Annotated in this window: 14 protein-coding genes; 7 read left to right on the forward strand and 7 right to left on the reverse strand. The window is 71.4% G+C overall.

Features of this window, described 5'->3' with window-relative positions; genetic code table 11:
• Window positions 1-25: 25 nt before the first annotated feature.
• Together A3CE_RS0145640 and A3CE_RS0145650 are read right to left on the reverse strand one after the other, a co-directional pair.
• Entirely contained in the window at window positions 26-3,166 is a 3,141-nt protein-coding gene (locus A3CE_RS0145640; protein ID WP_020646818.1) for a family 43 glycosylhydrolase, read from the reverse strand.
• Window positions 3,167-3,600: 434 nt separating this feature from the next.
• Window positions 3,601-4,626 (reverse strand): hypothetical protein, encoded by a 1,026-nt coding sequence (locus A3CE_RS0145650; protein ID WP_020646820.1) that lies wholly within the window; start codon window positions 4,624-4,626, stop codon window positions 3,601-3,603.
• Between the two features lie 223 nt (window positions 4,627-4,849).
• Here A3CE_RS0145650 and A3CE_RS0145655 point away from each other — a divergent pair, with 223 nt between their 5' ends.
• From A3CE_RS0145655 to A3CE_RS0145680, 6 genes are all read left to right on the forward strand, one after another.
• Window positions 4,850-5,644 carry a hypothetical protein gene (locus A3CE_RS0145655; RefSeq protein WP_026469502.1) on the forward strand — a complete coding sequence of 265 codons (795 nt, stop codon included), beginning with the start codon at window positions 4,850-4,852 and terminating at the stop codon, window positions 5,642-5,644.
• Window positions 5,645-5,679: 35 nt separating this feature from the next.
• Window positions 5,680-6,993 (forward strand): alpha/beta hydrolase, encoded by a 1,314-nt coding sequence (locus A3CE_RS0145660; RefSeq protein ID WP_020646822.1) that lies wholly within the window; start codon window positions 5,680-5,682, stop codon window positions 6,991-6,993.
• Window positions 6,994-7,065: 72 nt separating this feature from the next.
• Window positions 7,066-7,941 (forward strand): LLM class F420-dependent oxidoreductase, encoded by an 876-nt coding sequence (locus tag A3CE_RS0145665; RefSeq protein ID WP_020646823.1) that lies wholly within the window; start codon window positions 7,066-7,068, stop codon window positions 7,939-7,941.
• Between the two features lie 148 nt (window positions 7,942-8,089).
• On the forward strand, window positions 8,090-9,493 hold the full coding sequence (locus tag A3CE_RS0145670; protein ID WP_020646824.1) for an SdrD B-like domain-containing protein: 1,404 nt from the start codon (window positions 8,090-8,092) through the stop codon (window positions 9,491-9,493).
• Window positions 9,494-9,736: 243 nt separating this feature from the next.
• Window positions 9,737-10,987 carry a hypothetical protein gene (locus A3CE_RS53820; protein WP_051183840.1) on the forward strand — a complete coding sequence of 417 codons (1,251 nt, stop codon included), beginning with the start codon at window positions 9,737-9,739 and terminating at the stop codon, window positions 10,985-10,987.
• A gap of 178 nt (window positions 10,988-11,165) precedes the next feature.
• A complete protein-coding gene (locus A3CE_RS0145680; RefSeq protein WP_020646826.1) occupies window positions 11,166-11,819 on the forward strand; it encodes a GTP pyrophosphokinase in 654 nt (217 codons plus the stop codon).
• A 33-nt stretch (window positions 11,820-11,852) separates the two neighbouring features.
• On the opposite strand, the gene A3CE_RS0145685 is transcribed toward A3CE_RS0145680, so the two are convergent.
• Window positions 11,853-12,512 carry a DUF998 domain-containing protein gene (locus A3CE_RS0145685; RefSeq protein WP_043791468.1) on the reverse strand — a complete coding sequence of 220 codons (660 nt, stop codon included), beginning with the start codon at window positions 12,510-12,512 and terminating at the stop codon, window positions 11,853-11,855.
• Window positions 12,513-12,701: 189 nt separating this feature from the next.
• On the opposite strand from A3CE_RS0145685, the gene A3CE_RS0145690 reads away from it, so the two are divergent.
• Window positions 12,702-15,170 (forward strand): M14 family zinc carboxypeptidase, encoded by a 2,469-nt coding sequence (locus A3CE_RS0145690; protein WP_185839768.1) that lies wholly within the window; start codon window positions 12,702-12,704, stop codon window positions 15,168-15,170.
• 76 nt (window positions 15,171-15,246) lie between these two features.
• Here A3CE_RS0145690 and A3CE_RS53825 read toward each other — a convergent pair whose 3' ends face one another.
• The 4 genes from A3CE_RS53825 to A3CE_RS53835 are packed head-to-tail and all read right to left on the reverse strand — an operon-like array spanning window position 15,247 to window position 26,725.
• Window positions 15,247-16,833 (reverse strand): non-ribosomal peptide synthetase, encoded by a 1,587-nt coding sequence (locus tag A3CE_RS53825; RefSeq protein ID WP_020646829.1) that lies wholly within the window; start codon window positions 16,831-16,833, stop codon window positions 15,247-15,249.
• Window positions 16,826-22,054: a non-ribosomal peptide synthetase/MFS transporter gene (locus A3CE_RS52845; RefSeq protein WP_020646830.1), complete on the reverse strand. Its 5,229-nt coding sequence runs from the start codon at window positions 22,052-22,054 to the stop codon at window positions 16,826-16,828. Before A3CE_RS52845 ends, A3CE_RS53825 begins: the two co-directional genes overlap by 8 nt.
• Window positions 22,051-24,939, reverse strand: coding sequence for a class I adenylate-forming enzyme family protein (locus A3CE_RS54130; protein ID WP_020646831.1), 2,889 nt, complete (start codon window positions 24,937-24,939; stop codon window positions 22,051-22,053). The genes A3CE_RS52845 and A3CE_RS54130 overlap by 4 nt, the downstream gene beginning before the upstream one ends.
• Window positions 24,932-26,725 carry a glycosyltransferase gene (locus tag A3CE_RS53835; RefSeq protein ID WP_020646832.1) on the reverse strand — a complete coding sequence of 598 codons (1,794 nt, stop codon included), beginning with the start codon at window positions 26,723-26,725 and terminating at the stop codon, window positions 24,932-24,934. Before A3CE_RS53835 ends, A3CE_RS54130 begins: the two co-directional genes overlap by 8 nt.
• Window positions 26,726-26,774: the final 49 nt, after the last annotated feature.

Below are 26,774 nucleotides of genomic sequence, written 5' to 3' on the forward strand. Positions count from 1 at the left end.
GGTGGCCTTCACGAACATCGGCGGCTCAGTTGAAGCGGACGCTCCCGCAGTGCCACGGGATCCGTTGCGGACGCACGCTTTCCAGGGTCGGGACGACCGGGGCGATCGTGCCGTCGCGGCGGAACGTCAGCTTGTCGATCGTCGTCTCGCGGTGGGTGCCGTCGCCGCCCGGGATGCCGAAGCGGTGGTAGGCCAGGTACCAGTCGTCGGTGCCCGGGACCTGCAGCATCGAGCTGTGGCCGGTGCCGAGGACGCCGAGGTGGGCGTCCTTGCTCAGGATCACGCCGTGGTTGGTGAACGGCCCGGCCGGGCTCGGCGCGGTGGCGTAGCCGACTCGGTAGTCCTCGCTGCGGGTGTCGTCGATCGACCAGCTCAGGTAGTACGTGCCCTTCCGCTCCACCATGAACAGCCCCTCGCGGAAGTCGGTCAGGCCGTCCAGGCGGGTGATCTTCGCCGGGGCGTAGGACACCATGTCGTCGTTCAGCGGGACGACGTAGGCGTTGCCGTTGCCCCAGTACAGGTACGGCTTTCCGGTGTGGTCGAGGAACACCGCCGGGTCGATCGCCTGCCCGCCGCCGGGGTTCTTCGCGATCAACGGCTTGCCGGAGTCGACGAACGGGCCGGTCGGCGAGTCGCTCACCGCGACGCCGATCTTGGCCTCGGCGCAGAAGTAGAAGTAGTACTTCCCGTCGCGCTTGGCGATCGTCGGCGCCCAGGCGTTCTTGTCCGCCCAGCTGACGTCCTTGCCCAGGTCGAGGATGACGCCCTCGTCCTCCCAGTCGACGAGGTTCTTCGACGACCACGCCGAGAACTTCGTCCCGCTCCAGCCGTCGAAGCCGTCGGTGGTCGGGTACAGGTAGTAGGTGTCCCCGAACGCGACGATGTTCGGGTCGGCGTTGTACCCCGGAAGGACGGGGCTGTGCACCTCGTGCGCCTCGACCGTCCACACGCGACGGTCGCCGCCCGCGCCGGTGACGGTGAACTTCTTCGGCGAGCCGAGGTTCACCGGCTTGCCGTTGTCCGGCTTGATGGTCGCGCCCGGCGCCAGGCCGAACTTCGGCGCGAGCCGGCGCAGGTCGGTGCCCGGCTTCACCGGCAGCACGACGGTCCCGGCGCCGGAGTCGATGACGGCCGGGGTCTTCAGTTCGGGCAGGTCCACTGACCGGATCGCGGTGCTGTTCGACGGCAGGGTGGCGACCTCGAGCCCGGACAGCGCCCGGTCGTAGAGCCGCACGTCCTTCATCTTGCCGGTCAGGGTCTTGTCGCTCGCGTACACCGACCGGCCGAGGTAGTTCGCCGCCGTGACGCCGCCGCCGAGGTCCGACGGCTTGATCGTGGCGTTCGTGTTGCGAGCCACCTCGACGCCGTCGAGGTAGAGCACCTCGACACCGTTGCCGACGGTGAGCGTGACGTTCTTCCACACCCCGCGGGGAAGCCCGCCGGCGCCGGCCGCCTGCTCGGTCGTCCAGTTCCCGGTCGCGATGGCGCCGCGGAACCCGCCGCTCGCGGTCCCACCGGTGGTGAAGAGGTAGCCGTTGCCGGTGCCATCCCTCGCCGTGTTGCCCAGGCCCCACAGGAAGTACGGCGTCTGCTGGTTCGGATCGACCAGGACGTCGGCCGACACGGTGGCCGCGTTCGCCCCGGTGAGCAGGTTGTTCGGCAGCTGGACGTGCCCGTTCTTACCGCCGAAGGCCAGCGCGCCGCCCGCCCAGGAGACGTCACCGGCGAGGGCGCCGTCGTAGCCGTGACCGGTGGTGTCCGCCGCGACCGTGCCCGACTTCGCGTCGAGCGGCCAGTGCGCGACCAGGCCGTTCGAGTCGGCCTTCACCGGCGCCGGGGGAGCGCTGAGCCGGTTCATCTCGGCCTGCGTGACCGGCAGGACGGTGCCGTGCCGCGGCGACGCGGGCAGGTGTGCGCCGGCCGACATCGTCCACTTGCCGGAGTTCAGGTCGGTTGTCTCGAACGGGACGTAGCCGCGGCCGCCGAACTCGTCGATGAACAGGTACCACTTGTTCTCGGTGTTGGACTTGAACCCGGTCGGCCCTTCACCCGCGGACAGGCCGGGGCTGGTCGCCGTGGCCTTGCCGATGCAGTCGGCGACGAAGCCGTAGTGCGGGTCGAGCAGGTCGGTGGCCTTCTCCTCGGTGATGAACTTGCTGCACGGCGTCGACGACGTGTTGTTGCGCTCGTCCTTGGTGAACCGGTAGTAGGTGTCCTGGTTCTTGATCACCGTCGAGTCGATCACCGAGTAGCCCGGGTCGATCCACACCTGCGGCGCGCTGAAGGTGACGAAGTCGCGCGTGGTCGCGTACATCATCCGGTTGTAGCTGTCGCCGGTGTGGTTCGGGTCGTTCTCCGCGTAGAGCTTCGACGCCCAGTAGACGACGTACGTCCCGCGCTTGGCGTCCCAGAAGGCTTCCGGGGCCCACGTGTTGCCGGCGGTCGGCGGGGACACCTGGACGCTGCGCTGGCGCGACCAGTGCGCCAGGTCGGTGGACTCCCAGACCATGATCGACCGGCTGCCGCTCCGCTGGGCGGCGTCCCAGCCGCGGCCGGCGTAGATCCGCAGGTCGGTGGCCAGCAGATAGAACTTGTCGCCGTCGGGGGAGCGCAGGATGAACGGGTCGCGCACGCCCATTTCCCCGAGGCTCGACTTGAGCACCGGCTGCCCGTTGTTCAGCTCGCTCCAGTTCAGCGGGTCGTTGCCCTTGCTGAGCGCCGAGTAGATCTGCTCGCCGTTGGAGGTGCCTTCGCCGGTGAAGTAGAAGAAGCTGTAGCCGGCCAGTGGTTCCTGGGCCGGCTTCGGGACCACGGTGGCGGTGAACCGCCGGGTGGTGTTTTCGCGGCCGAGGCTGACCTTCGCGGTCAGGACGACCTTCGCCGGCGGGGCGCCGGTCGCCGGCCGGGTGACCTCCCCGGTCGGGGTGATCACGGCGGGAGCGGACGACGTCCAGGTGACGTTCGTGCCGTCCGAGCCGCTCGTCGGCAGCGTGAGATTGCCGCGGACGTCGTCGATGCCGGGCACGGAAAGCGTGTTCGCGGCGGCGCGGACTCCCGCGCCGGCGTCGGGGCTCGGCGCCGCACCGGCGCCGGCGCTGCCGAGGGGGACGAGTGCGGCCGCGACGGCCAGCACGACGCCGAAACGGCGCGGGGAGAACAACCTCATCGTTGTCGGTTCCTTCGGGGCGCGTCAGGGGACCAGCGCATGTTAACGTTAACATGCGTCGCGGTTGCTGACTCTAAAGTCCCCGGTGTGCGGTGGTCAAGCCCCAGAAGGAGGGCCGGTGCCGGGAGTCCATGAGGGGCGCCCTCATGGACATCGGAGCCATGAGGGCGCCCCTCATGGCACCCGGGCGTGTTCGTGTCTCTTGTGGACGGACGATCACCGCCGCGTGGTCGAGGCGGTCGTCGTGGTGCGGCTCGCCTGTTCGGCTTGCTTGCGCTGGATCGCTTCCTGGGCTCGCTGCAGCTTGTCGTGCCAGGCTCCTGAGTCGTTCATCATAGTGTGCTCCGAGGGACCGGATGTGGTGGTGGTAAAGAGAAGTACCCACGCTTTCCGCCGGTGAACCGGGTCTGGTGTGCTCCACCAGGGTGACAAGGTCAGCTCGCGGACAGGCCGGCGTCGAGTAGCCGCTGGGTGATTTCGTCTCGCGGGTAAGGCGTCTTGCGGCTCTCGCCGTGCAGGGCGAAGTAGAAGTCGTTGACGACGGTCGCCACCGGGGCGTAACGATGGAGGAGCGCCGCCGCCCGCGGGGGCAGCTCCGGTACCTCGCGCCCCGCCGCGCATTCGCGGACGAAGTCGTTGCGGAAGCGGGGATGTGGCCAGCCGCCGCGGCCGCGGTCCGTCAGGTGCGTGACGATCCAGTTGGCCAGCTGGGTGACGACGTAGCTGCGGTCGTGGCCCGCGTGGTCGGCGAGGAACTCCGCTTCGGCGTCCGCGAGGTCGAACGCCGGCGACACAGTGAGGCCGAAGTCGGTGAGGTGGAGCCGTTCGCCGTCGGTGACGATGTTGCGGAAGTGCGCGTCGAAGTGCTGGACGCCCTGCTCGCCCAGGAAACCCGTGATGGCGCGGAGGTCCTCGTCCACCCGGCCGAGCGCGTCGGGGGTGCTCAGCCAGTCGGCGAGGTTCCAGGGCAGGTATTCGAGGAAGAGCACGAGGTCGGTCGACGACGCCGCGAGCGCTTCGAGCCGGCGCCGCACGCCGGGGTCGCCGTGCCAGAACGCGACGTCCCGCTCGAGCTCCTCCCGGCCGGGCGGTTCGCGGCGCAGCCCGGCCAGGACGCGCCAGTGGTGCAGGAGCAGGAAGTTCTCGCGCTGTCCGGTGCGGACCCATCGGCTCGTCGTGCGGTGGGCTGCCAGCTCACGCCAGGCGCCACCACCCGCCGAGCCGACGCCGTAGTGGGACCAGGGTGGCAGGCCGTAGAGGTCGGCGGTCGAGTGTTCGTGCCGCAGCTCGACGTCGGTGAGGGCGACCCGCTTCACGAACACGGGCTCGCCCGCCACCCGCAGCAGCCAGGTCGACCCGCCGATCCCGCTGCCCAGGGGCCGCGCCGACGCGAGCAGGTCGTCGCCGGCCTCCGCCAGCGCCGCCGAGACGCGGTCGTGGCGCGCGATCCGGTCGTTCACGCGTACCTCCTCGGGACGACCGTACCGTCGAGGAGTGGAACGCCCCTGCCATCCGATGAATTCTTGGCAGATCATCGCGGCAGTGCGGTGCCCATTGACATCAGACCTCGTCGGCTCTAACTTCGAGACGCAAGACATCGGATGACCAGCCCGGATTGCCGGGTCCGTCCGCCGGCCGATGTGCACCCCTGCCGAACTCGTCGTCAGGAAGGACACACCGACGATGCCGAAATTCCCCCGCAGGACCCTCCTGCGTTCCCTCGCCGTCTCCGTACTCGCCATCCCGGTCGTGCTGGGTGCGGCCGGTCCCGCCCAGGCGGCCCCGCTGTGGCACCCCGACCCCGCCTCCGACGGGCTGAAGGCCTTCGAGGGCATCGAGGCCGACCGCGGCAACCACCACCCCGACCGCAAGTACGTCGTCGTCGAAGGCGACCACTACCGCTTCAACATCTGGAAGGACGACCGCGACACCACAGGTGGCGGCGACCGCCAGCGCACCGAGTCGAAAGGCATGGTGCAGAACGGCACCACGCTGAAGATGCACAACGGCGAGACCTGGACGCTCTCCTACGAGATGTACATCCCGGCCTCGCTGCACGGCACCAGCAAGTTCACCCACATCTTCCAGACGAAGACGCCGTCGACCAACGGCGGCCCGTGGGTGACCCTGGACCTGACCCGCAGCGGGAGCAAGGAAATGCTCAGCGCCCGCGCCTACGCCAACTCGGGCTCGCCGAGCATCGCGGCCACCGACCTCGCGCCGCTGCGGAACAAGTGGATCACCATCGAGTGGACGTTCACGCCGGGTTCGAAGGGCAAGGCCGCCTGCGTCATCCGCGACGGCGCCGGCTCCGGCGCGCCGGTCGCCGCACAGGGCAGCATGACGAGCGTGAACATCCCCGACCAGGGCGACTACGTCCGCCCGAAGTGGGGGATCTACCGCTCGGTCCAGAGCGCCTCGTCCGACATCCTCGACACCTACCTGCTGTTCCGGAACTACACGGCGGCCCGCAAGTAGGTGCGCGTTCGCGCGACCAGGGTGACACTGGCGGCATGAAGGTCGTCGACGGGCAGCGTGGTGCGTACCGTCCATCGACGACCCCGTCGACCGTGCCGTCGGCGCTGCGGCGCGGTCCGTTGCTGGTCACGGCCGTCTTCGCGGCTCTCGGCGGCGCGGTGATCCCGGCGGCCGCCTTGCCCGCGCTGTGGCGGGTCTGGCAGCTGTACGCGATGCTGTTCGGCGCGGTGGCCGCCGTCGGGATCGTCACCGCCGTCGCGGTGCTCGGGTGGCCGGCCCGCAAGACGGCGCACTTCGGCGCGCTCGCGGCGGCCGGGGCGCTCGTCCTGTGGACGGTCAGCCGTCCGCTCGGCCTGCTGACGCGGTTCGATCCCTGGCAGCCGGCGGACACCGTGGCCGGCTTCACCGACTACGCGGCCGCCGGGCTGCAAGTTGTCGCGGTGTCGGGCTTTCTCGTCGTGGCCCGGCGCCGGGCGCACCCGTGGCCCTCCGCGGCGCGGCGGGTGACGGCGTGGATCGTGCTGTTCCCGGTGCTCGCGGCGGTGCTCGGGACCGGCGTGGCGGGCGCCGTCGCGGCCGGCGACAGCGGCACCGGGCCCGCCACGTCGACGTTGCTCGACGCCGGCCCCGGCACCTTCGAGTACTGCCGTCCCGACGGGGTTCCGCTGGCCATGGACGTCTACCGGCAGCGGACGGGCGGGCCGCCGTCGCCGGTGGTGCTGTTCCTGCACGGCGGCGGGCTCGTTCTCGGCAACCGCAAGCCCACGGGCCCGGGCGCGCTGCTCGCCGGCCCGCGGTCCGGGCCGCTGCGGGACGAACTGGTGGCCCGCGGGTTCGCCGTCGCCTCGATCGACTTCCGCCTCGCGCCCGCCGCGCCGTGGCCGGCCCCGCTGACCGACGCCCGGTGCGCGGTCCGGTTCCTCAAGGCCAACGCGGCCGCGCTGGCCGTCGACCCGGCCCGGATCGCGGTGGCGGGCACCGGCACGGGCGGCACGCTGGCGTCGCTGCTCGGCGTCGCGCGCGGTCCGGACACCGGCCAGTACCCGGGGCAGGACAGCACGGTCCGGGCGGTGGCGGCGCTGTCGGCTCCCGCGGACTTCGGCCTCGCGGGCCTCGACCCGCTCAGCCGCGCGTCCGTGCTGATGGCACTGGGCCGCTCGCCGGCGACGCTTCGCGAGGCGAGCCCGCTGACGTACGCCGGTCCGGGCGCGCCCCCGTTCCTCATCGGCGACGGCGGCCGGAAGTCGGCCGAGTTCGCGGCCCGCCTGCGCGCCGCGGGAGTCCCGGTGACCGAAGGGGCGACGACCGACCGAGTGGTCGGGGAGTTCCTGGCCACGGCCGTGCGCTGATCGGGGCTTGACCTGGAGCGCGCTCCAGGTCCTAACGTGGTGGGCACGCCAACCATTTCAGGAGCATGCTTCATGGAACTCGGCTTCCACCTTCCCGTCTTCGACATCGACGGCGGCACCACCGCCATCGCCGGCGAGCTCGCCCGCGTGGGCGCCGCGGCGGAGGAATCCGGCGCGACCTGGTTGTCCTTCATGGACCACTACTTCCAGATCGAGCCGACCGGCCTCCCCGCCGAGTCGAACATGCTGGAGGGGTACACGACCCTCGGCTACCTCGCCGCGCACACGTCCCGGATCGACCTCGGCCTGCTCGTCACCGGCGTGACCTACCGGCACCCCGGGCTGCTCGCGAAGATCGTCACCACGCTCGACGTCCTCTCCGGCGGCCGGGCCGTCCTCGGCATCGGCGCCGCCTGGTTCGAGCGCGAGCACCAGGGGATGGGGGTGCCGTTCCCGCCGATCGCCGAGCGGTTCGAGCGGCTGGAGGAAACGCTGCAAATCTGCGGGCAGATGTGGGACCCGGAGAACAACGGCCCGTTCGAGGGCAAGCACTATTCGCTGGCCGAAACGCTCTGCTCACCGCAGCCGATCCACCGGCCGAAGGTGCTCATCGGCGGCGGTGGGGAACGCAAGACGCTGCGGCTCGTCGCGCAGTACGGCGACGCGTGCAACCTCTTCGGCTCCTCGCCCGAGGACGTCGCGCACAAGCTGGACGTCCTGCGCGGCCACTGCGACGACCTCGGCCGCGACTACGACGCGATCCGCAAGACGATCCTGGCCAACAACCCGCGACCGGCGCCGGACACCCGCGACGAGTTCGTCCGCGCCATGGCGGACTACGCCAAGCTCGGGGTGCAGACCGTGATCGTCACGCCGACCACCGGCTCCCCGGCCGCGTGGATCGAGGGCATGGCCCCGGCCGTGCCGCAGCTGGCCGATCTCGGCTGAAGCGCCGGGCGGTGCTGCTCGGGCGAAACGCTCGAGCAGCCCGCCCGGTTGCCCTCCACTGTGGCCGGAACGTTCCGCTCTGCGTGGTTGTCACCGCCTCGCCTAATTTGGCCTGGACAACCGAACACAGGGGGAAGGAACCCAGCCCATGGGCAGATTCGCCCGGCCGGCACGCGTGGCCTGCGTGCTGACCGCAGCATTGACGATCATCGGGATCACCGCCGCGCCCGCCTCCGCCGATCCCGGCCCGAACCTGAAGGTCACCGCGACCGTGCAGCAGGGCCGCTGGCTGCCGGGGGACGACATCCCGGTCGACTTCACGGTCACCAACATCGGTGACGCGACCGCGAACCACGTGTCAGGGGCGGCCGAGACCGTGTCCGGGCCGTACTTCTACGTTCCGGAAAAGGAGTGGGGAGACCTGCGTGCCAACGGCGGCACGTCGTTCGCGCCGGGGGAGAGCCGCACCTACCACCTGCACGGCAGCGTCAATTCCCTCACCGAGGGCGGCCCGCTGGTGGAGTTCACCGCGTACGGCGAGCTGGACGTCGACGGGACCGACAACTCGGCGCGGGTCACGGTGCCGCTCGTGCCGGCGGGCACCACCGACCGGATGGGCGGCCACCTCTACGGCGACCGCGACCGCGACGGGAAGCCGTCGCCGGGTGAGGACCTCGCCGGGGCGGAGGTCCACACCATCGGGATCGGCATGTCGCACGAGGTGGTCACCACCACCGACGCCGCCGGCCGGTTCATGTTCGAGGGGCTGCCGGTCTCGCGCGACTTCACGCTGTACTTCTCGAAGGTCCCCGACGGCTGGGTGCCCCCGTCGAGCCTCGCGCCGCTGCGGCTGGACGGCAGCGGCGCGAACACCGCGCTGGAGGTCAAGGCCGTCCGGCCGCTCACCGACGTCCTGACCGAGACCATCACGCTCGACAAGACCAGCTACGCGGTCGGCCAGACCGGTACGGCGACGGTCACGCTCACCAACACCGGAACCGAGCCGCTGACCGGCCTGTACGCGGGTTGCGACCCCGCGGGCAGCGGCCTCGAACTGCAGGTGCCGGACGACCAGTGGGGTGACTTCAGCCCGCTTCGCCAGACGGGTGCGCTGGCGGCGGGGGCGCGTGTGGTGCTCAAGGTCTCCGGCAAGGTGCCGGAGGCGTCGGCGTTCGTCGGCCGCACGGGTCTCGGGTGCTACCTCGACGGCAAGGCGTACGTCTCCGGCCCGTACACGTCCGCGCAGGCCAAGGTGCCGGGCAAGAAGGCCGACGCCAAGGGGCAGGTCTGGACCGACAAGAACGGTAACGGGCGGCCGGACGCAGGCGAGGGCCTGGCGAAGGTCAAGGTCACGCTGAGTGAGGACGGCACCCACGTCCTTTCGCTGGCCCTGACCGACGCGAACGGCTTCGCGACGTTCCCGCAGGTCGGCGTCGGGGAGTACCGGATCCGGCCGGTGGGGTCGTGGACGACGATCGGTGACTCGACCGTGTACGTCGTGGCGCCGCCGTACGACTACGGCGACTGGAGCTTGCAGGTGACTGCGCGCTGACGCCGCCGGAAGCCGCCCAGGGCGACGGGCCAGGGGCGGCTTCCGGACTGCGCGTTAACCCGGGGATTACCTCGCCTTTGGTAGGCATGAGCCGAACCGGCGGGCCGCCGGTTCGAGGTGCCACGCGCCTTTTTCGTCTTTGTCCACTGTGGACGTTCTGGTTTTTCCTTGTACCGGGCGGTGAACCACCCCGGTCGTCGCGCCGTGTGCCGTGGTGAGGTGGCGATCGGAAAGGAGGGGCTGATGCCCCACACGCGCACGGCAGGACGACACCGCAAACCTGCGACAATCGGACTCGCAGCGCTGTTGGGAGTCGCGGGAGCGACCGCGACGGCCATCGCTTTGAGCAGTCCGGCGAGCAACGCGGCCACGGAGAGCTGCGGTGGTCTGGACACGGCATTGCAGAACAATCTCACGTTCATGAAGGGCCAGCAGCTGGCACCGGACGCCCAGTCCGCGGCCCGGATCGCCAACCGCCAGGCGGTGGTCGACCAGATCCAGCAACGACGCGCGTCCGCGGGCTGCGACAAGCAGGTCGCGGTGAACGCCGTGGCGGCCGAGTGCACGGCGGTGGCCGGGCTGGCTCAGCAGGAGAAAAACGCCCGGAACGACAAGGCCGATCAGAACGGCATGGCCGATCAGCAGGGTATGGCCGATCAGAACGGCATGACCGATCAGCAGGGTATGGCCGATCAGAACGGCGTGGCTGCGCAGAAGGGCGCGGCCAAGCAGAACGCCAAGGCCCAGAAGAAGAACAAGGCCGCCGAGAAGGCCGCCGCCCAGGACGCAGCCGCCGCCCAAAACTGTGCCGTGGTTCAGCAGTGCGTGGACCAGGCTGCCGGACTGGCCGACGCCAACGGGATGGCGAACCAGAACGGCATGGCGAACCAGAACGGCATGGCCGACCAGAACGGCATGGCCGACCAGAACGGCATGGCCGACCAGAACGGCATGGCCGACCAGAACGGCATGGCCGACCAGAACGGCATGGCGAACCAGAACGGCATGGCCGACCAGAACGGCATGGCCGACCAGAACGGCATGGCGAACCAGAACGGCATGGCTGCGCAGAAGGGCGCGGCCCAGCAGAACGCCAAGGCCGACCAGAACGGTATGGCGGACCAGCAGGGCGCCGACGGGAACAACGGCATGGCCGCTCAGCAGGCGGCCGCCGTCTCCGCGCAGGAGTGCGCGGCCATCCTCGACTGCGTGGCCCAGGCCGCCGACCCCGCCGCGGCCGCCGGTCAGCAGGGCATGGCCGCCGACGAGAACAAGAAGGCCAAGGGCAAGGCCGACGCCAACGGCATGGCCGACCAGCAGGGTGCCGCCGAGCAGAACGGCATGGCCGATCAGCAGGGTATGGCCGCCGGGGCGAACAAGAAGGGCAAGGCCGCCCAGGCGGCGGCCGCGGAAAACGCGGCCGCGGTCGCGGCCCGGTGTGTCGCCGCGGCAGTTCCCACGGGGACAGCCAGCGCTGCTCCGAGCACCAAGTAGGCAGTGCTCGAGCGTGCGGCTCCCTCGGGCGCACGTTCGCCGGCCGGCCCGGCCCTGCCGCCCTCACCGGCGGGGCCGGGCCGGCCGGCGTGGGAACTCCGGCCCGCCGCCGTCCGTTGACCGGGTGGAGCGCAGTACTCTGGTGCTCCATAACGACCGACGACAGCATGAGGCTTCAGTGACCACCGACCCGGCGGCCCAGGACGCTTCCCTGCGCGAGGCGGCCGACGAGCTCGCCGTCGCCGGGCAGCTCCCGCGGTTCCTCCTGATGTACAAGTTCGTCCTCGAAGAGCTGATGACGAAGCTGCGCATCCTCAGCGAGGAGTTCGACTTCGTCCACCAGCACGACCCGATCGAGCACATCACGAGCCGGGTGAAGCGGCCTGAGGCGATCAAGGAGAAGGTACGCCGTCGCGGACTGGGCGGCGACTGGGTGTCCGCGGCCGCCGCTCTCGACGACATCGCCGGCATCCGCGTGGTCTGCCCGTTCGTCTCCGACGTCTACGAGGTCGCCCGGATGCTCACCGCGCAGGACGACGTGGAGCTGCTGCGCACCAAGGACTACATCGCCGACCCCAAGGCCAACGGCTACCGCAGCCTGCACCTCATCGTCCGCATCCCGGTGTTCCTGTCCGACCGGGTGGAGAAGGTCAAGGTGGAGGTCCAGCTCCGCACCATCGCCATGGACTTCTGGGCGGCGGTGGAGCACAAGCTGTCGTACAAGTACCGCGACAGCGTCCCGCCCGACTTCGCCGGCGAACTCGCGGCGGCGGCCCGGACGGCCGCGGACCTCGACTCCCGGATGGCCGCGCTGCACGAACGCATCCGCTGACGCCACCCCCTTGTACGACCGCGTCCGTGCGCGTTACGGCCGGCGGGCGGACCGTTCGCCGACCGGCGCCAGCAGGACGCCCAGCGCGATCAGCTCGGTGAGTGCCATCCCGCGTTCCACCAGGCCGAGCGGGATGAGCGTCCACCAGCGGCCGCCGTCCACCGCGGCCACCACGACCGCGCCCAGGATGACCGCGAACCAGCCCAGGGACGCGATCGCGAGCAGCCGTGCCGACCAGCGGCGGCCGGGCGAGGCGGGGAACGCCGTCCGCACCGCCACCAGCACCGCCAGCGGCAGCGCGACGAACGCCACCACGCTGGCGATCCGGTGCATTGTGCCGCCGAAGTCCGCGCGGGAGACCGTCGCCCAGTCCGGCTTCGGGAAAGCGACGATGACCAGCAGCCCGACCGTCCACAGTGTCCCCAGGATGGCCGCCGGCACCGGGAGCCGCCGCTGACGGCCCAGGACCGCGAGTCCCGCGGCCGACCCGAGGGCGACCAGGACGACGGCGAGGTCGAAGACCCATTTGTGGTCGGAGAGGCCGTACTCGCTGATCGTGCGGCGGGTGACGCTGATCTCGTCGGTCGGCGGGATGACCTGCAGCAGCAGCACCAGGGTGGCACCGGTCACCAGCGCGGCGATGCCCGTCAGCGACACCGCGACCGACACTCGTCGCGCAGGGATCGTGGCCATGGACCGACAGTAGCCGACCGGTGGTTGAACTCCCGGTGAATGGCGCCGCCGCGTTGAACGCTGTACGACTTACGGCGGCTACCCCGGCCGGATTTCCTCCATTATGGTCCCTCGCAACCGGTAGGTCCGTCCTGCCGGCCACGCTCAAGGAGGTCTTTTCCTGTGGGGAATTCACCAAGACGGCTAGTGATGCTGGCTTCGGCCGTCGCGCTGGCCGGAACGTTCGTCGCGTTACCGGCCGGCACCGCGGGCGCGGCGCAGAACATCCTGCGTGCCGACAAGTCGGTCGCGCGCTCGTGCTTCGCGAAAGTGCTGCCCAAGGGGACGTCAGGCGCCGACCGCCGCGAGCTCACGTCCACCGTGGACGGTCTCGTCCAGGCCCGGCTCAAGGCCGCCCAGGGCGCCGAGGGCGACTGGGACGTCGCCGTGTTCGACAAGGCCACGGGCGCCGTGGTCGCCGCCTCGACGGCGTTGCGTTCCCACGAACTCGCCGAAAGCTTCGTGAAAAAGGGCCAGCAGCTCGTCGTCCAGGGCTGCCGCTACGGCGGCTCGGCCGGCCAGGTCCAGCTCGGCGTCGACTTCCTCGCGCTGACCCCGCAGGGCACGCCGACCGGCGCTGCCGCGGCGGCGCAGCGCGCGGAGCTCGTCCGCGTCGAGACGCCCACGCGCGCCGACAAGAACAAGCTGACCGCCCTCGGCCTCGACGTCACCGAGAAGGGTGACGCGACCGGGGTCGAGGTCGTCCTCGCCGGCGACGCCGACCGCCAGACGCTCAAGAACAGCGGTTTCAAGTCGAAGGTGATCGAGGCCGACCTCTCGGCCAAGTCCGTCCAGGACGCGAAGGCCGACCGCCAGTACGCCGCGAAGACCGCCGCGTCGGCGCTGCCGTCCGGGCGCACCAGCTACCGGCACCTCTACGAGTACAACTACGAGCTGAAGGAACTGGCCCGCAAGAACCCCACCCTGGTTTCGGCGTTCACCATGCCGGAATCGACGTGGGAGGGCCGCGACGTCGTCGGCGTCGAAATCGCCACCGATGTCAAGAACCTGACCGACGGCAAGCCGGTGAACTTCACCATGGGCGTGCACCACGCCCGGGAGTGGCCGGCCGGCGAGCACGTCATGGAGTGGGCGTACGAGCTGGTCAACGGCTACTCGCACGATGCCGCCATCCGGTCGCTGGTGGGCAAGACGCGCAACATCGTCGTGCCGATCATCAACCCGGACGGCTTCGAGATCTCCCGCGAAGCCGAGCCCAAGGGTGACTTCACCCGGTTCGACTACGAGATGAAGCGCAAGAACTGCAACGTCAGCGACTCGCCGCCGCAGTACGCCACCGGCGTCTGCAAGGCGAACCCGGGCGGCCGCCTGCGCGGCACCGACCCGAACCGCAACTACGCCGGGTTCTGGGGCGGTAACGGTGCGGAGCTGGCCTGGAGCGGCGACACCTTCCGCGGGTCCGCGCCGTTCAGCGAGCCCGAGGTGCGGAACGTGCGTTCGATCGTGTCCTCGCGCCAGGTGACCAACCTGATCACGATGCACACCGTCGCCGCGCTGGTGCTGCGCCCGCCGGGCGTGGCGGACGTCCGCCCGCCGCTGGAGGAGCCGCAGTACAAGGCCCTCGGCGACAAGCTGGCCTCGCGCAACGGCTACACCAGCGAGCCGAGCTGGGCGCTGTACGACACGACCGGCACCACCGAGGACTGGTCGTACTGGGCCACCGGTGGCTGGGGCTTCACCATCGAGGTGGGCGGCAACGGCTTCCACGGGCCCTACGCCGACAACGTCGTGGCGGAGTACGAGGGCCTCGCGCCCGCGACCGGCGCCGGCAAGGGCGGCAACCGCCAGGCGTTCCTGGACATGCTGGGCAACGCGGCCGACCCGCAGCAGCACTCGACGCTGATCGGCTCGGCGCCCAAGGGCTACCAGCTCAAGCTGCACAAGACGTTCCAGACGCCGACGTCGCCGGTGCTGCAGCCGGACGGCTCCACCAAGCCGCCGATCTACTACACCGACGACTTGAACTCGAAGTTCACCGCGACCGGCGGCCGGTTCGCCTGGTCGGTCAACCCGTCGACGCGGCCGTACGTGGCCGGCCGGTACGGGCGCACCCCGCAGGGCCCGGCTCAGCAGGGCTTCGCGGTCGCCAACCCCGCGGGCGTGCCGCCGATCAACCAGAACTACCCGACGGACGCGACCGGCGAGTCGTTCACCTTCCACGTCGACGGCCTGCCGAAGGTGGACAACGGGAAGTTCAGCGTCAACATCAACTGGAAGAACACCACGACCGACTGGGACCTGTACATCTACGACTCGGCGGGCAACCTGGTCAGCTCGTCGGCGAACGGCGGCACGACGTCCGAGCACGCCGTGCTGTTCGACCCGCCGGCCGGCGACTACAAGGCCGTGGTGGTCAACTACGACCAGACCGACCCGAACGTGCCCGACGACTGGACTGGTGACGTGTCGTTCGCGTCGCCGGTCCCGCCGACGTACGGGACGAAGGAGGCCTACCAGCTGACCTGCTCGTCGCCGAACGGCAAGCTCGTCGGCGTGGCGGACGTCTTCGTCGACCGCGCCCAGACGGTCGACGTCGGCGAGGTCTGCACCCGGTCCGCGCACGCGCAGAAGCAGCGCGCTTCGGGCGGCGTCCGGTAGTTCCCGGTTCGTTCGTGAAGGCCACCTTGAGGAACTTGTAGTTCCTCAAGGTGGCCTTCACGGCGTTGCGGCCGGTTCATGCATCCTGGACCAGGGCCGCCATCTTGCGGATCGTGATCCCCCGGTCCAGGATCGCCGACGGCGGCAGCCGGACGCCGAGGCGTTCGGCGACCAGCGCTTCGATGCGGGCGCCGTGCAGCGACTCGCCGCCCAGCTCGTCCAGGCCGGTGTCCGGGTCGGGTGAACGCAGGAACAGCACCTCGGCCCAGATGGCGGCGACGGCGCCGAGCACATCAGCGACCTCGGGCGCCGGGCCGAGCGAGGCGACCAGCGCGCGGCGGTTCACCTTGCCGGTGGCCGAGCGCGGGATCTCCGTGACCCGCGCGAACCGGTCCGGGCCGCGGCCGGACGTCCGTGCGCAGTGGCGGCGGAGGTCGTCGTCGGTCGTGTCCTCGGAGGCGACGACGACGGCGACCACGGCCTCGCCGAGGACCGGGTCCGCCGCGCCGGCGACCACCACGTCGGTCACGCCCGGATGCCCGGCCAGAACGTTCTCCAGCTCCTCCGGGAAGACCTTCTCACCGGCGCGGTTGATCACGTCGTCGCGGCGCCCGGACAGCACGAGGTCGCCGTCGCCGGTGAGCCGGCCGAGGTCGCCGGTGGCCAGCCGGCCACCGGGGTGCTCCGTCAGCGGGCCATCCACCGTGGACAGATAGCCGGGGCAGACGTGCGGCCCGCGCACCATGATCTCGCCCGACGCGCGCACGGAGACCTCGCAGCCGACCGGCGGCCCGACCGTGCCCGGTGTCACCGGCACGGACGGGCTGTGCGCGCAGATCTCGCCCGGCGCTTCGGTCAGCGCGTAGGCCTGCAGCACCGGGACGCCGAGCGCGTCCCCGAGCCGCAGGCGCAAAGTCTCCGGCAGCGGGGCGGACGCCGACCGCGTGAACCGCAGCCGGTGCCCGTCGAGTCGCCCGCCGGCGGCGAACGCGGCCACCCGCGCGTGGATCGCCGGAACCGCGCTGTACCAGGTCGGCGTGAACGTGCGAAACGCGGCGAGCATCCCGTCGTCGCGGTAGCCCGGCAGGCAGACGACGCTCGCCCCGGCCGTCAGGGTCGACAGCACCACGCCGACGAGACCGTGCGTGTGGTGCAGCGGCAGCACGTTCAGCCCGCGATCGGCCGGGGTGAGTTCCAGTGTCCCCGCCACCAGTGACGCCGCGTGCAGCAACGCATCACCGGACAGCGGCACGAGCTTCGCCGCGCCGGTGCTGCCCGAAGTCCGGACGAGCAAAGCGGTTCCCGGCACCGAACACCGCGGCCCGGACACCCGGCCGACCTCCTCGAACGGCCGGATCACCGGAACGTCGGCCTCGGCCGAGTCCGCGATGACCACGGACGCGCCAAGCCCGCGCACGTCGGCCGATCGCCCGGCGGGCACCGGCGCGCACACGGCGACCGAGGCGGTCGCGAGCAGCGTGGCGACCGCCGACGGCGAGTTGCCTTCGGCCACCGCGACGACCTGGTCCCGGTCCACGAACCCCCGCAGCCAGGCGGAAAGCGCCGTGACCTGCGCGGCCAGCTCCCGGTAGGTGGTGACCGTGCCGTCCTCCGCGAGCAACGCCGGCAGGTCGCCGCGGGCGGCCAGGAGCCGCTCAATCATCGACGCGCTCCTTCTGCCGCCGCTCCCGCAGCGCCTGGATGCCCACGACGTCGTCGGGCAGCGCGTCCGGCATGTCCTGGTCGAAGCGCGAGAGCACGCGGGTGCGCAGCGCCGCCAGGCCGAGCGCGATGATCAGCAGCCCGAGCACGACGTAGCTGAACCCGATGCCCCGGCCCGGGCCGGTCCCGAGCACCGCGCCGACGCTCGCGGCGAGCCCGCCGCCGGGCATGAGCAGCGGCTCGAACAACCCGATCACCAGCGGCGCCACCACGATCAACCCGAGCGGGATGGTCGACCACGCGATCATCTGGTCCAGCGCGAACACCCGGCCGTGGTACCGCTGCGGCACCTTGACCTGCACGATCGTCGCGTGGATGCCGTTGACCAGCGCCACGCAGAAGAACATCCCGGCCAGCCCGGTCGCGACGACGGCGACGCCCGCGTACAGCCCGGCGAACGCGCCGCAGGCGCCCATCGCGACGCCGGCGGTCAGCATCCCGCGCATCCGCCGCCGCCCCGGCCCGCCCCACATCGACATCGCCAGCCCGCCGAGCGCGGCACCGATCCCGCCGAGGAACGACACCGTGGCCACGGTGGACAGCGAACCGAAGGACAGCACCAGCGGGAAGATCAGCAGGATCACCGCGGACAGGAAGATGTTGAGCAGCCCCATGTAGGCGACCATGCCGCGGATGTAGCGGTTGCCGACCGAATAGCGCCAGCCGTTGACGATCTCGCGGCCGAGCGATTCGCGGTGCTTGTGCGGCATCGACCGCGGGAACCGCACCGCGGCGACGACGGCGACCGCGACCGCGAAGCTGACCAGGTCGAACACCAGGATCCCGCCGAGGCTGAACAGCGAGATCGCAGCCGCGGCGAGCAGCGGCGCGATGAACTGGCCGACGCCGGTCGAGAGCTGCACGACGCCGTTGGCGTGGCCGAGGAAGTGCTTCGGCACCAGCTGGGGCACCGCGGACTGGTACGCCAGCCGCTGGAAGACCAGCGCCACCGACAACAATCCGAGCCCGATCCAGATCTGCCAGATCTTCAGGCCGCCGGTGAAGTAGACCAGCGCGAACACACCCTGGATGACGCCGGACGCGCAGTCGGCGGCCAGCATCACCTTCCGCCGGTCGCAGCGGTCCACGATCGCCCCGGCGACCGGCGCCAGGAAGAGCCCGAGCATGCCGAAGATCCACGACGTCGCGTACGACGTCAGCGATCCGGTGGTGAGGTAGATCCACAGCGGGATCGCGTACTCGGTCAGCTGCGAGCCGGTGATCGACACGAGCTGCCCGGCCGCGACCGTCAGGAACCGGCCCAGGCTCGGCTGTGGCGTTCGTGGTGGTGGCATGTCGTCGGGTGCTTCGGAGACTTCGGCGAACCACCAGCTCGCGTCCTCGCCGCGGGCCTCGTGCGTCAGCTCGTCCGTGGTCCCGGCGGACAGGGCCGGGTGCACGGAGGTGATGATCTCGGCGAGTTCTTCGGGACGGAACCGCAGGAAGTAGTGCCCGGCCTCGTCGAGCACGACCAGCGCCGTCTTCCGGGTGACGATCTGCCACTCCCGGTAGCGTTCCTGGTAGTACTCGGTGATCGGGTCGCGCTCGCCGACCACCGAGATGATCGGCGCGCGCAGCTTCGCGGCGCCGGTGTCGAGCAGCGCGGAGAAGTAGTCCTCCGCGTTCGCGCCGTCCTCGCGCATCAGCTTGACGATCAGCTGGATCTCTTCGGGCGGCAGGCCTTCGAGGTCGGCGCCCATGCCACGCAGCCAGTTCGCCCACGACCGGTCGCTGCGCAGCCGCTTCACCTTGGTCAGCTGTCCCAGCTTGCCGAGCGCGCCCCGTACCGGCAGCGCGAACGGGAAGTTCGCGGCGACGTAGATCGCGTCGATCTCCCGCCCGGCCGCTTCCAGCCGTCGCGCGATCTCGGTGGTCAGCGCGCTGCCGAGGCAGTGGCTGTAGAGCACGAGCGGACCGGTGACCCGCTCGAGGATCTCGCCGACGCATTCCTGCGCGATCTCCTCCAGGGGCAGCGATTCCTCGACGACGCCGGGGTCGTGACCCGGCAACGCCACGGCGAACAGCGTGCACCCGGGCGGCAGCGCGTCGGCCAGGGGCTGGAAGACGACCGCGCTGGTGCCCGCGTACGGCACGCCGACGTAGGTGAGGAGTCGTTCGTGCCCGGGAATCGGCCGGGTCAGCTCGTAGAGCCGTTTGCCCGCGCGGTTTTGCGCGTCCGGTGTCTCGATCATCGCGGCCAGCTCGCGGATCGTCGGCTCGGCGAAGACGTCCATCACCGTGATGCCGGGCGAGCCCTCGGGCAGCCGGCGGCGCAGCCGCGAGACTACTTTGGTGGCCATCAGGGAATGCCCGCCGAGGTCGAAGAAGTCGTCGTCGATGCCGACCCGGTCCAGGCCCAGCACTTCCTGCCACAGCTGCGCCATCAGCTTCTCGACGTCCGTGCGCGGCTCGGTGCCGCCCGAGTCCGCAGTGGACGGTGTCGGCGCGGGAAGTGTCTTCCGGTCGAGTTTTCCGTTCGGGGTGAGGGGAAACGCGTCGAGCGTGACGTAGGCGCTGGGCACCATGTAGTCGGGCAGGATGCGCTTCAGCCGGTCCTTCAGCTCCTCGGGCCGTGGTGTCGCGCCCACGAGGTAGGCGACCAGGCGCTGGTCGCCGGGACGGTCCTCGCGCAGTGCCACGACGGCGTCGCGCACATCACTGCCGCGCAGGGCGGCCTCGATCTCGCCCAGTTCGACCCGCTGGCCGCGGATCTTGACCTGCGTGTCGATCCGGCCGAGGAACTCGAGGGTGCCGTCGGGCCGGTGGCGCGCCAGGTCGCCGGTCCGGTAGAGGCGTGCGTCGGGCTCGAAGGGGTCTGGCACGAACCGCTCGGCGGTCAGCTCGGGCCGGTTCAGGTAGCCGCGCGCGACGCCGGCGCCGCCGATGTGCAGCTCACCGGGCGTCCCCGGCGGAACGAGCCGCCGGTCCGCGTCGAGGACGTACAGCCGGATGTTGTCGATGGGCCGCCCGATCGGCACCCGCGTCAGCCCTTCGAGGAGGTCCGGCCGGCAGTGCCAGTGGCTGACGTCGATGGCCGCCTCGGTCGGGCCGTACAGGTTGTGCAGCTCGACGCCGGGGAAGCGGCCGGTGAACCGGCGCGCGAGGTCGGCGGGCAGTTCCTCGCCGCTGCAGAGCACCCGGCGCAGAGCCGGGGCGCCGGTGTCCTCTTCGGCGAGGAACACCTCCAGCATGGACGGTACGAAGTGGACAGTCGTGACGCCGTCGGCGATCAGGCTTTGGAGATAGGCGGCGTCCTTGTGCCCGTCCGGCTTGGCGAGCGTCAGCCGGGCGCCGGTGATCAGCGGCCAGAACAGTTCCCACACCGAGACGTCGAAGCTCACCGGGGTCTTCTGCAGCACCGCGTCGTCGGCGCCGAGCCCGTAGGTCTTCTGCATCCAGTGCAGCCGGTTGACGATCGCGTGATGGTCGGTGACCACGCCCTTCGGCCGGCCGGTCGAGCCCGAGGTGTAGATGACGTAGGCCGCATTGCCGGGCCCCGCAACAGGTTCCAGCCGCTCGCCGCGAACGACGTCGTCGAGCTGGATCGGTTTGCGTTCCAGCGGCGGCAGCTCGTCGAGCAGGCGGCGCTGGGTGAGGATCGCGGCCGGGGCGGCATCGGAGAGCATGAACGCGAGCCGCTCCGCCGGGTATCCGGGATCCAGCGGCAGGTAGGCCGCCCCGGCCTTGAGGACCGCGAGGAGCCCGACGACCAGCTCGGGTGAGCGTTCGGCGCAGATCGCGACGACGTCGTCGGGGCCGACACCCTGGTCCCGCAGCAGCCGGGCGATGCCGTTGGCGCGGGCGTCGAGGTCCGCATAGGACAGTTCGGCGCCGTCGAAGGTGACCGCCACCGCGTCCGGAGTCCTGGCCGCCTGCGCCTCGATCATCGCGGTCAGCGTGGTCTCGGGGAAGTCGGCGGCGGTGTCGTTCCACGCGGTCAGGACGTTCGCCAGTTCGGCCTCGCCGAGCACCGGCAGCTCGCCGAGCGGGGTGTCCGGCGCGCTGACGACGGCGTCCAGCAGCGTGCGCAGGTGCTCGCCGATGCGGGTGACGTCGGCGTGGCCGATCCGGCGGCTGCTGTACTGCAGGATCAGCGTGGGCTCGCCGTCCCCGGCGACGACCTGGAAGTGCAGCGCGTTGCGCGCGGCGAACGCGAACTCCGTCCAGTCCACGGTGGACTCCAGGCCGGTGAACTCCGGCGCGGTCGCCCGGTCGCGGTAGCTCAGCGACACCGGCGCGAGCGCGGTCGCGGGCCGGACGCCCGAGACCGCCCGCGCGAGTGGCACTTCCCAGTGCCGGTACAGCTCACGGAGTTCGGCCCGTACTCCTTCGCCGAACGTCCGGAACGGCATGGCCGCGTCGGCTTCCAGGGCGATCGGGAGCTCGTTGACGAACACGCCGACGGCGTGCCGGTGCCGCGGTGTGCGGGTCGAAAGGTCGATCGCCACCGAAGGCCGCGCATTGCCGTAGCGGAACAGCAGCGCCTGGATCGCGGCGAGCAGCAGCTCGAACTGTGACAGCCCGAGGTCGCGCGCCGACTCCCGCAGCCCGGCGGGCAGGGTCAGCTTGACGAACGCGCCGTCACGGGTGTCCGGCGGGCCGTCGAGCCCGGGCAGCACGACGTCCGCCGGGAGCGGCCGCGTCGCCCAGAACGCCTTGGCCTGCTCGAGGGCGGCGGCGACCCGTTCGGTCTCGCCCTCGACGTGCTCCTGGTAGTCCGGGGGAGCGGCCGGGAGTTGCGGCTCGGTCCCGGCGACGCGGGCGTTGTAGCAGGCCGCGAGGTCGCGCAGCAGGACGTCCTTCGATGCGCCGTCGAACACCAGGTGGTGCACGACGATCAGCAATTCCTGCCCCTCGAACAGGATGAATCTGGACAGGGGCCCGTCGCCGAACGGCCGCGTGATCAGCTCGCGCCGGTTACCCGCCGCTCGTTCCAGGACCGGCGGATCCTGCTCGACGAGCGTGAGCACACCGTCGCTTTCGGACAGTCCACACGCGAGCAGGGGGTGGCGCGTGACGACGTCGCCGCACGCCGCGGCCAGTGCGTCCGCGTCGAGGTCGCCGCGCAAGACGACGGACAGCGGGATGTGGTACGCCGACCCCGCGCCGACCGCGCGCTCGGTGAACCAGATCCCGTTCTGGGCCAGCGATGCCTGCCTCATCGGACCTCCCTCAGCTGGGCCAGGACGAGCTCGGCGAGCCGGTCGATCGCCGTCGGCTCGTAGGTGAGCCGGTTGTGCACGAGCCAGCCGGTGATCCGGCCGTCCGGATGCTCGGTGAGAGCCAGTTCCGGCACGCTCAGGTCCGGCCCCGGCATCGGCCACGAGAACATCAGCTCGCGCGGCAGCTCGACCGGTCCGGAGTCGAGGCCGGGGAAGTGCACCGGCCCGCCCCAGCGTTCGAAACGCAGCCACGCCGGCTGGGGGATCCGGCGGCTGAACTCCTCGTACGGGTAGTACTGGTGCTCGGTCGCGTCGAGCACGACCTGCCGGACGCGGGGGAGCAGCTTCTCGAACGGCGGATCGTCGGAGACGTCGATGCGCAGCAGCAGTGATTGGACGAGGCAGCCGACGACGGTGTCGAACTCCGGCTTGGTGCGCCCGGGCAGCGGCGACATCACGACGACCTCGTCGCTGCCCGCCCACTCCGCCATCGCCTTGGCCCACACGGACAGGAGTCCCATGTAGACGGTCGCGCGCTGCTCGGCGACCTTCGCGCGCAGCCGCTCGACCAGCGCTACGGGAATCTCGAAGGGCACGGAATGTCCATCGAACGCCGCGACTTCGGCCGAGCGCGGTGCGCCGGAGAGGGTGGCCGGGGCGCCATCGAGGGTGCGCCGCCAGAACTCGCGTGCCTCCGGCCAGCGGGTCCGCGCCCAGGCCGAGACGTCGGCTGCGCGACCGGCCGGCGGCAGCCGGTGGCCCTGGCCCGCGTAGCACTCGCCGAGTTCGCGCAGCAGCACGCCCATCGAGTGCCCGTCGAAGACGAGGTGGTGCACACCGAGCACCAGGACGAACTCCTCCGGGCCTTCCTCGATCACCAGCGCCCGGACGAGCGGGCCGTGCGCGAGGTCGAACGGCCGCTCCAGCTCGGAACACGCCTGCCGCACCGGGTCGCCGGCGAGGACCACGTCGAAGTCCGGCTCGCAGCGGTCCAGCACCACGGCTTTGCCGGGGAACACCGTGCGCAGCGCGTCGTGCCGGGCGACGACGTCGTCCAGCGCGCGGCGCAGCGCCGGGACGTCGAGGAGGTCGGTGATCCGGATCGCCACCGCGACCGCCGACACCGCCCGCGGCTCGGCCGTCTCGCCGAGCCACCGCAGGAAGTACTCCTGCAGGGAGCTGAGCGGGACCCCGTCCGGCACGTCGACCGGCACTCCGGCGGCGGGGCGCTGGTCGGCGAGATGCGCGGCCTGTGCGGCGAGATCGGGGAAGTCGAACACGAAGGACACCGGTACTTCGACGCCGAACTCCTCGGCCGCGAGCGCGGCGAACCGGGCGGCGGCGAACGAATCGCCGCCCGCCGCGAAGAAGTCCGCGCCCGCCGGGACGTCGCGGCCGAGCGCTCGCGCCCAGAGCCGGGCGAGCCGCGCCTCGGCATCGGAGGCCGGGGCGGCGGGCTCGGAGGGCGCGTCGAAGAGGTCGCGCAGCTCGCGTTTGAGTACCTTCCCGGCGTCATTGCGCGGCAGGGCGTCGACGATCAGCCAGTGCGCCGGGACCTCGTGCCGCGCCAGCCGGGCCGCGGCGAAGGTCCGGAGGTCGTCGACGGGTCGGCGCAGGACGACGGCCGCAGCGGGCACCGAGCCGAGCACGGGATGCGGCAGTCCGAGCACGGCGGCCGCGCGGACGTCCGGATGCGCGTACAGCTCCGCCTCGATCCGCAGGGTCGAGATCTTGAACGCGCCGGACTTGATCACGTCGCTCTCGCGGTCGACGAGGTAGAGGTACCCCTCGTCGTCGAGCCGGCCGAGGTCGCCCATGCGGATCCAGCCGTCGCGGAACACCGCCGAAGTCGCGTTCGCGTCGCCGAAGTAGGTCCGCGCGGTGGTCGGCGAGCGCAGCCAGACCTCGCCGGTTTCGCCGGTCGGCAGCGGGCGGCCGGCGGCGTCGGTGATCCTCAGGTCGCCGTCGGAAGGCTGCCCGACCGCCGCGGGCCGGTCCGGGTCGAAGATCATCACCGTCTGCGCCGGCGCGGCTTCGGTCGAGCTGTAGTAGTTGACGATGTCCGCGTTCTTGAACGCCTCAGCCAGCTTCTTGGCGATCTCCGGCGGCAGCGCGGCGGCGGTCGAGCCGAGCAGCAGCACCGATGACAGGTCGTACCGGTCGAGCGCGCCGCTCGCGACGAGGTCGATCGCCATGGCGGGAACCAGGAACGCCGTTCCGACCCGGTTTTCTTCGATCAGCGCGCAGAACTCGCCGGCGTCGAAGCGGGGCAGGACCAGCGCGGCGGGCTCGGCGGTGAGGGCGTTGAACAGCATCGTCTGCGCCGCGTTGGTGCCGAGCGGGAAAGCGTGCAGGAACAGTTTCGAGTGGGCGAGCGGCCGCCGCCGCATCCGCGGGTGGTAGCCGTAGGTCAGGTTGGCGTGGGTCGCGCTGACGCCCTTCGGCCGGCCCGTCGTCCCCGAGGTGAACAGGATCTGGGCGAGGTCGCCGGGCCGGACGTCGACGCCGCCCGGCCGGTCCGCGACGACGTCGGGGAGCGGCCGTCCTCGGCCGGGCGTGAGGCCGGTGCCGTGGATCAGGTCCGCCGCGCCGAAGTCGGCGAGCAGCCTGGTGATTTCGGGGGTGGGTGTGCGTGCGGAGATCGGCATCGCGACCGCTCCGGCCGCCTGTGTCCCGACGTAGGCGGCCGCGAAGCCGAGCCAGTCGTGCTCGTCGAAGAGCAGCCCGATCCGGTCGCCGCGCCGGACGTCCAGCCCGGCCGCGATCCGCGCCGCCCGGTCGTGCCACGCGCCGAAGGTCAGCGATTCGCCGCCGACGCGCATCGCGACGCGATCGGGTTCGCGGGCCGCGCGGTCGCGCAGCAGCCCGGGGAAGGTTTCAGCCATCGCCCGCCTCCAGCAGCCGGGCCGACGCGCTCGGCTCGTAACCGGATTTCCACAGCTCGGCCAGCGTCAGCAGCAGCGGCAGGGACCGGTCCGGCGGCAGGTCCGCCGCGTGCCTGCGCAGCAGCAGCTGGGTCAGCTCGCGCCGGTCGTCGCTGGTGTGGCCGAACGTCATCGAGCCGGCGTGCCGCCGGTACCGCTGGCCCTCGACCGGCGCGACATCGCCTTCGAGACCCGCGCGGGCCAGCCGCAGGTACAGGTCCCAGTCCTCGTACGCGGGCAGGCTCTCGTCGTAACCACCGACGGCGTGCAGGGCTTCCCTGCGGAACACGCCGGTCGCGCGGCCGTGGGTGTTGACCACCACGCTGACGTCGCCGGCGTACCCGAGCGGGGCCTGGACGTGGTCCAGCAGCCCGGTGTAGCGCAGGTGACCGACCACATAGGACAGTTCCGGGTGCCGCGCGAGCGCGGTGACGGCGGGGCCGAGGAATCCCGGCGGCAGCTCGTCGTCGGCGTCGAGCGGCACGATGTAGCGGCCGTGGCTCGCGGCGATCCCGGCGTTGCGGGCGGCGGACAGCCCGGCGTTGGGCTGGCGCACCTTGACCACGCCGGACAGTGCGTCGAACGCCGCGACGGTCCCGGGATCGGTGGACCCGTCGTCGACCACCACGATCTCGACGTCGTCGTACCCGGCGGCGCGCACGGAGGCGAGCGCGCCGGACAGGAACCGGCCCTGGTCGAACAGCGGGATCACGACGCTCACCAGCCCCGGCTCGACCGGCGTGGTGACGGCCTCGACCTGCGGGAAGCTGAGTGCCGCTCTGTCCTCGGTACACGCCGGTGCCTCGGCGAACAGAGCTTCGGCGAGTGCGGCCGGGTCGTCCGGGGCGACGACGATGCCGCCGCCGTGCTGCTCGACGACGTCGGCCGCGGTACTGCCTTTCGGCGCCACGACGGTGCACCCGCGCGACAGGGCGAACGCGGCGGTGCTCGGGCATTCGGCGTCGCCGGCCGGGAGGACACAGCGGGCACCCAGCCGCTCGTCCTCGTCCCGGAGCGCGCCGCCGAAGGTGACCGCGTGCCTGAGGCGGTCCGGCAGGCCGCGGCGCAGGTGGTCGCGATAGGACTTGCCGAGCGGATCGGTCGGGGTGTCCTCGCCGCGCAGCTCGAACCGGGTTTCCGGGTGGAGGTCGAGCACGAGCGCGGCGGCGTCGAGGAACGTCTCGATCCCGGCGTCCGGCCGGTACGCGCCGAGCCGCCACACCTCGGGTCCGGTCCGGCTCGCGGCGGGCGCCACGGACGTCGCGACCGCGGTGGTGACGTCGGCGTGCTCGGCGCAGTAGCGCTCGGCGAACGCGGTGAACTGGTGCTCCGCGGTGAGCGGCCGGTGCGCGGCGGGGCCGTCGGCGGCGGTCGACCACGGGCAGCGGACGACGCAGAGCGTGGTGCCCGGGAACTCGCCGAGCAGCCGTTTCGCCCGGATCGTGCTCAGGCCCTCGGCCCCGGCGTCGAGGAACTCGACGACGTCGAGGTCGCCGAGCGTGCGGAGGGTGTCGAGGACGCGGTCGGCATAGCGGTGCGCCTCGGTGAAGTAGCGGTGGTCCGGCCGCGCGGGCGCGGTCGGGACCCACCCGACGCGATCGTCGTTCCTCGACGGTGGCAGCTCCTCGGCGACCAGGAAGACCTGATGGCCGGCGCCGGCCGCTTCGCGGGCTCGCGCGAAGACCCGTGCGCCGTCACCGAGCAGCCGGTCGACGGCGAGGTCACGACAGGAAAGCGCGATCCGCATAGGCGTAGTGCCCCAGCATCACCGACATCTGGCCCCCAGTGTCGCAGTC

This window comes from Amycolatopsis balhimycina FH 1894, assembly GCF_000384295.1.
Taxonomy (GTDB): Bacteria; Actinomycetota; Actinomycetes; order Mycobacteriales; family Pseudonocardiaceae; genus Amycolatopsis; species Amycolatopsis balhimycina.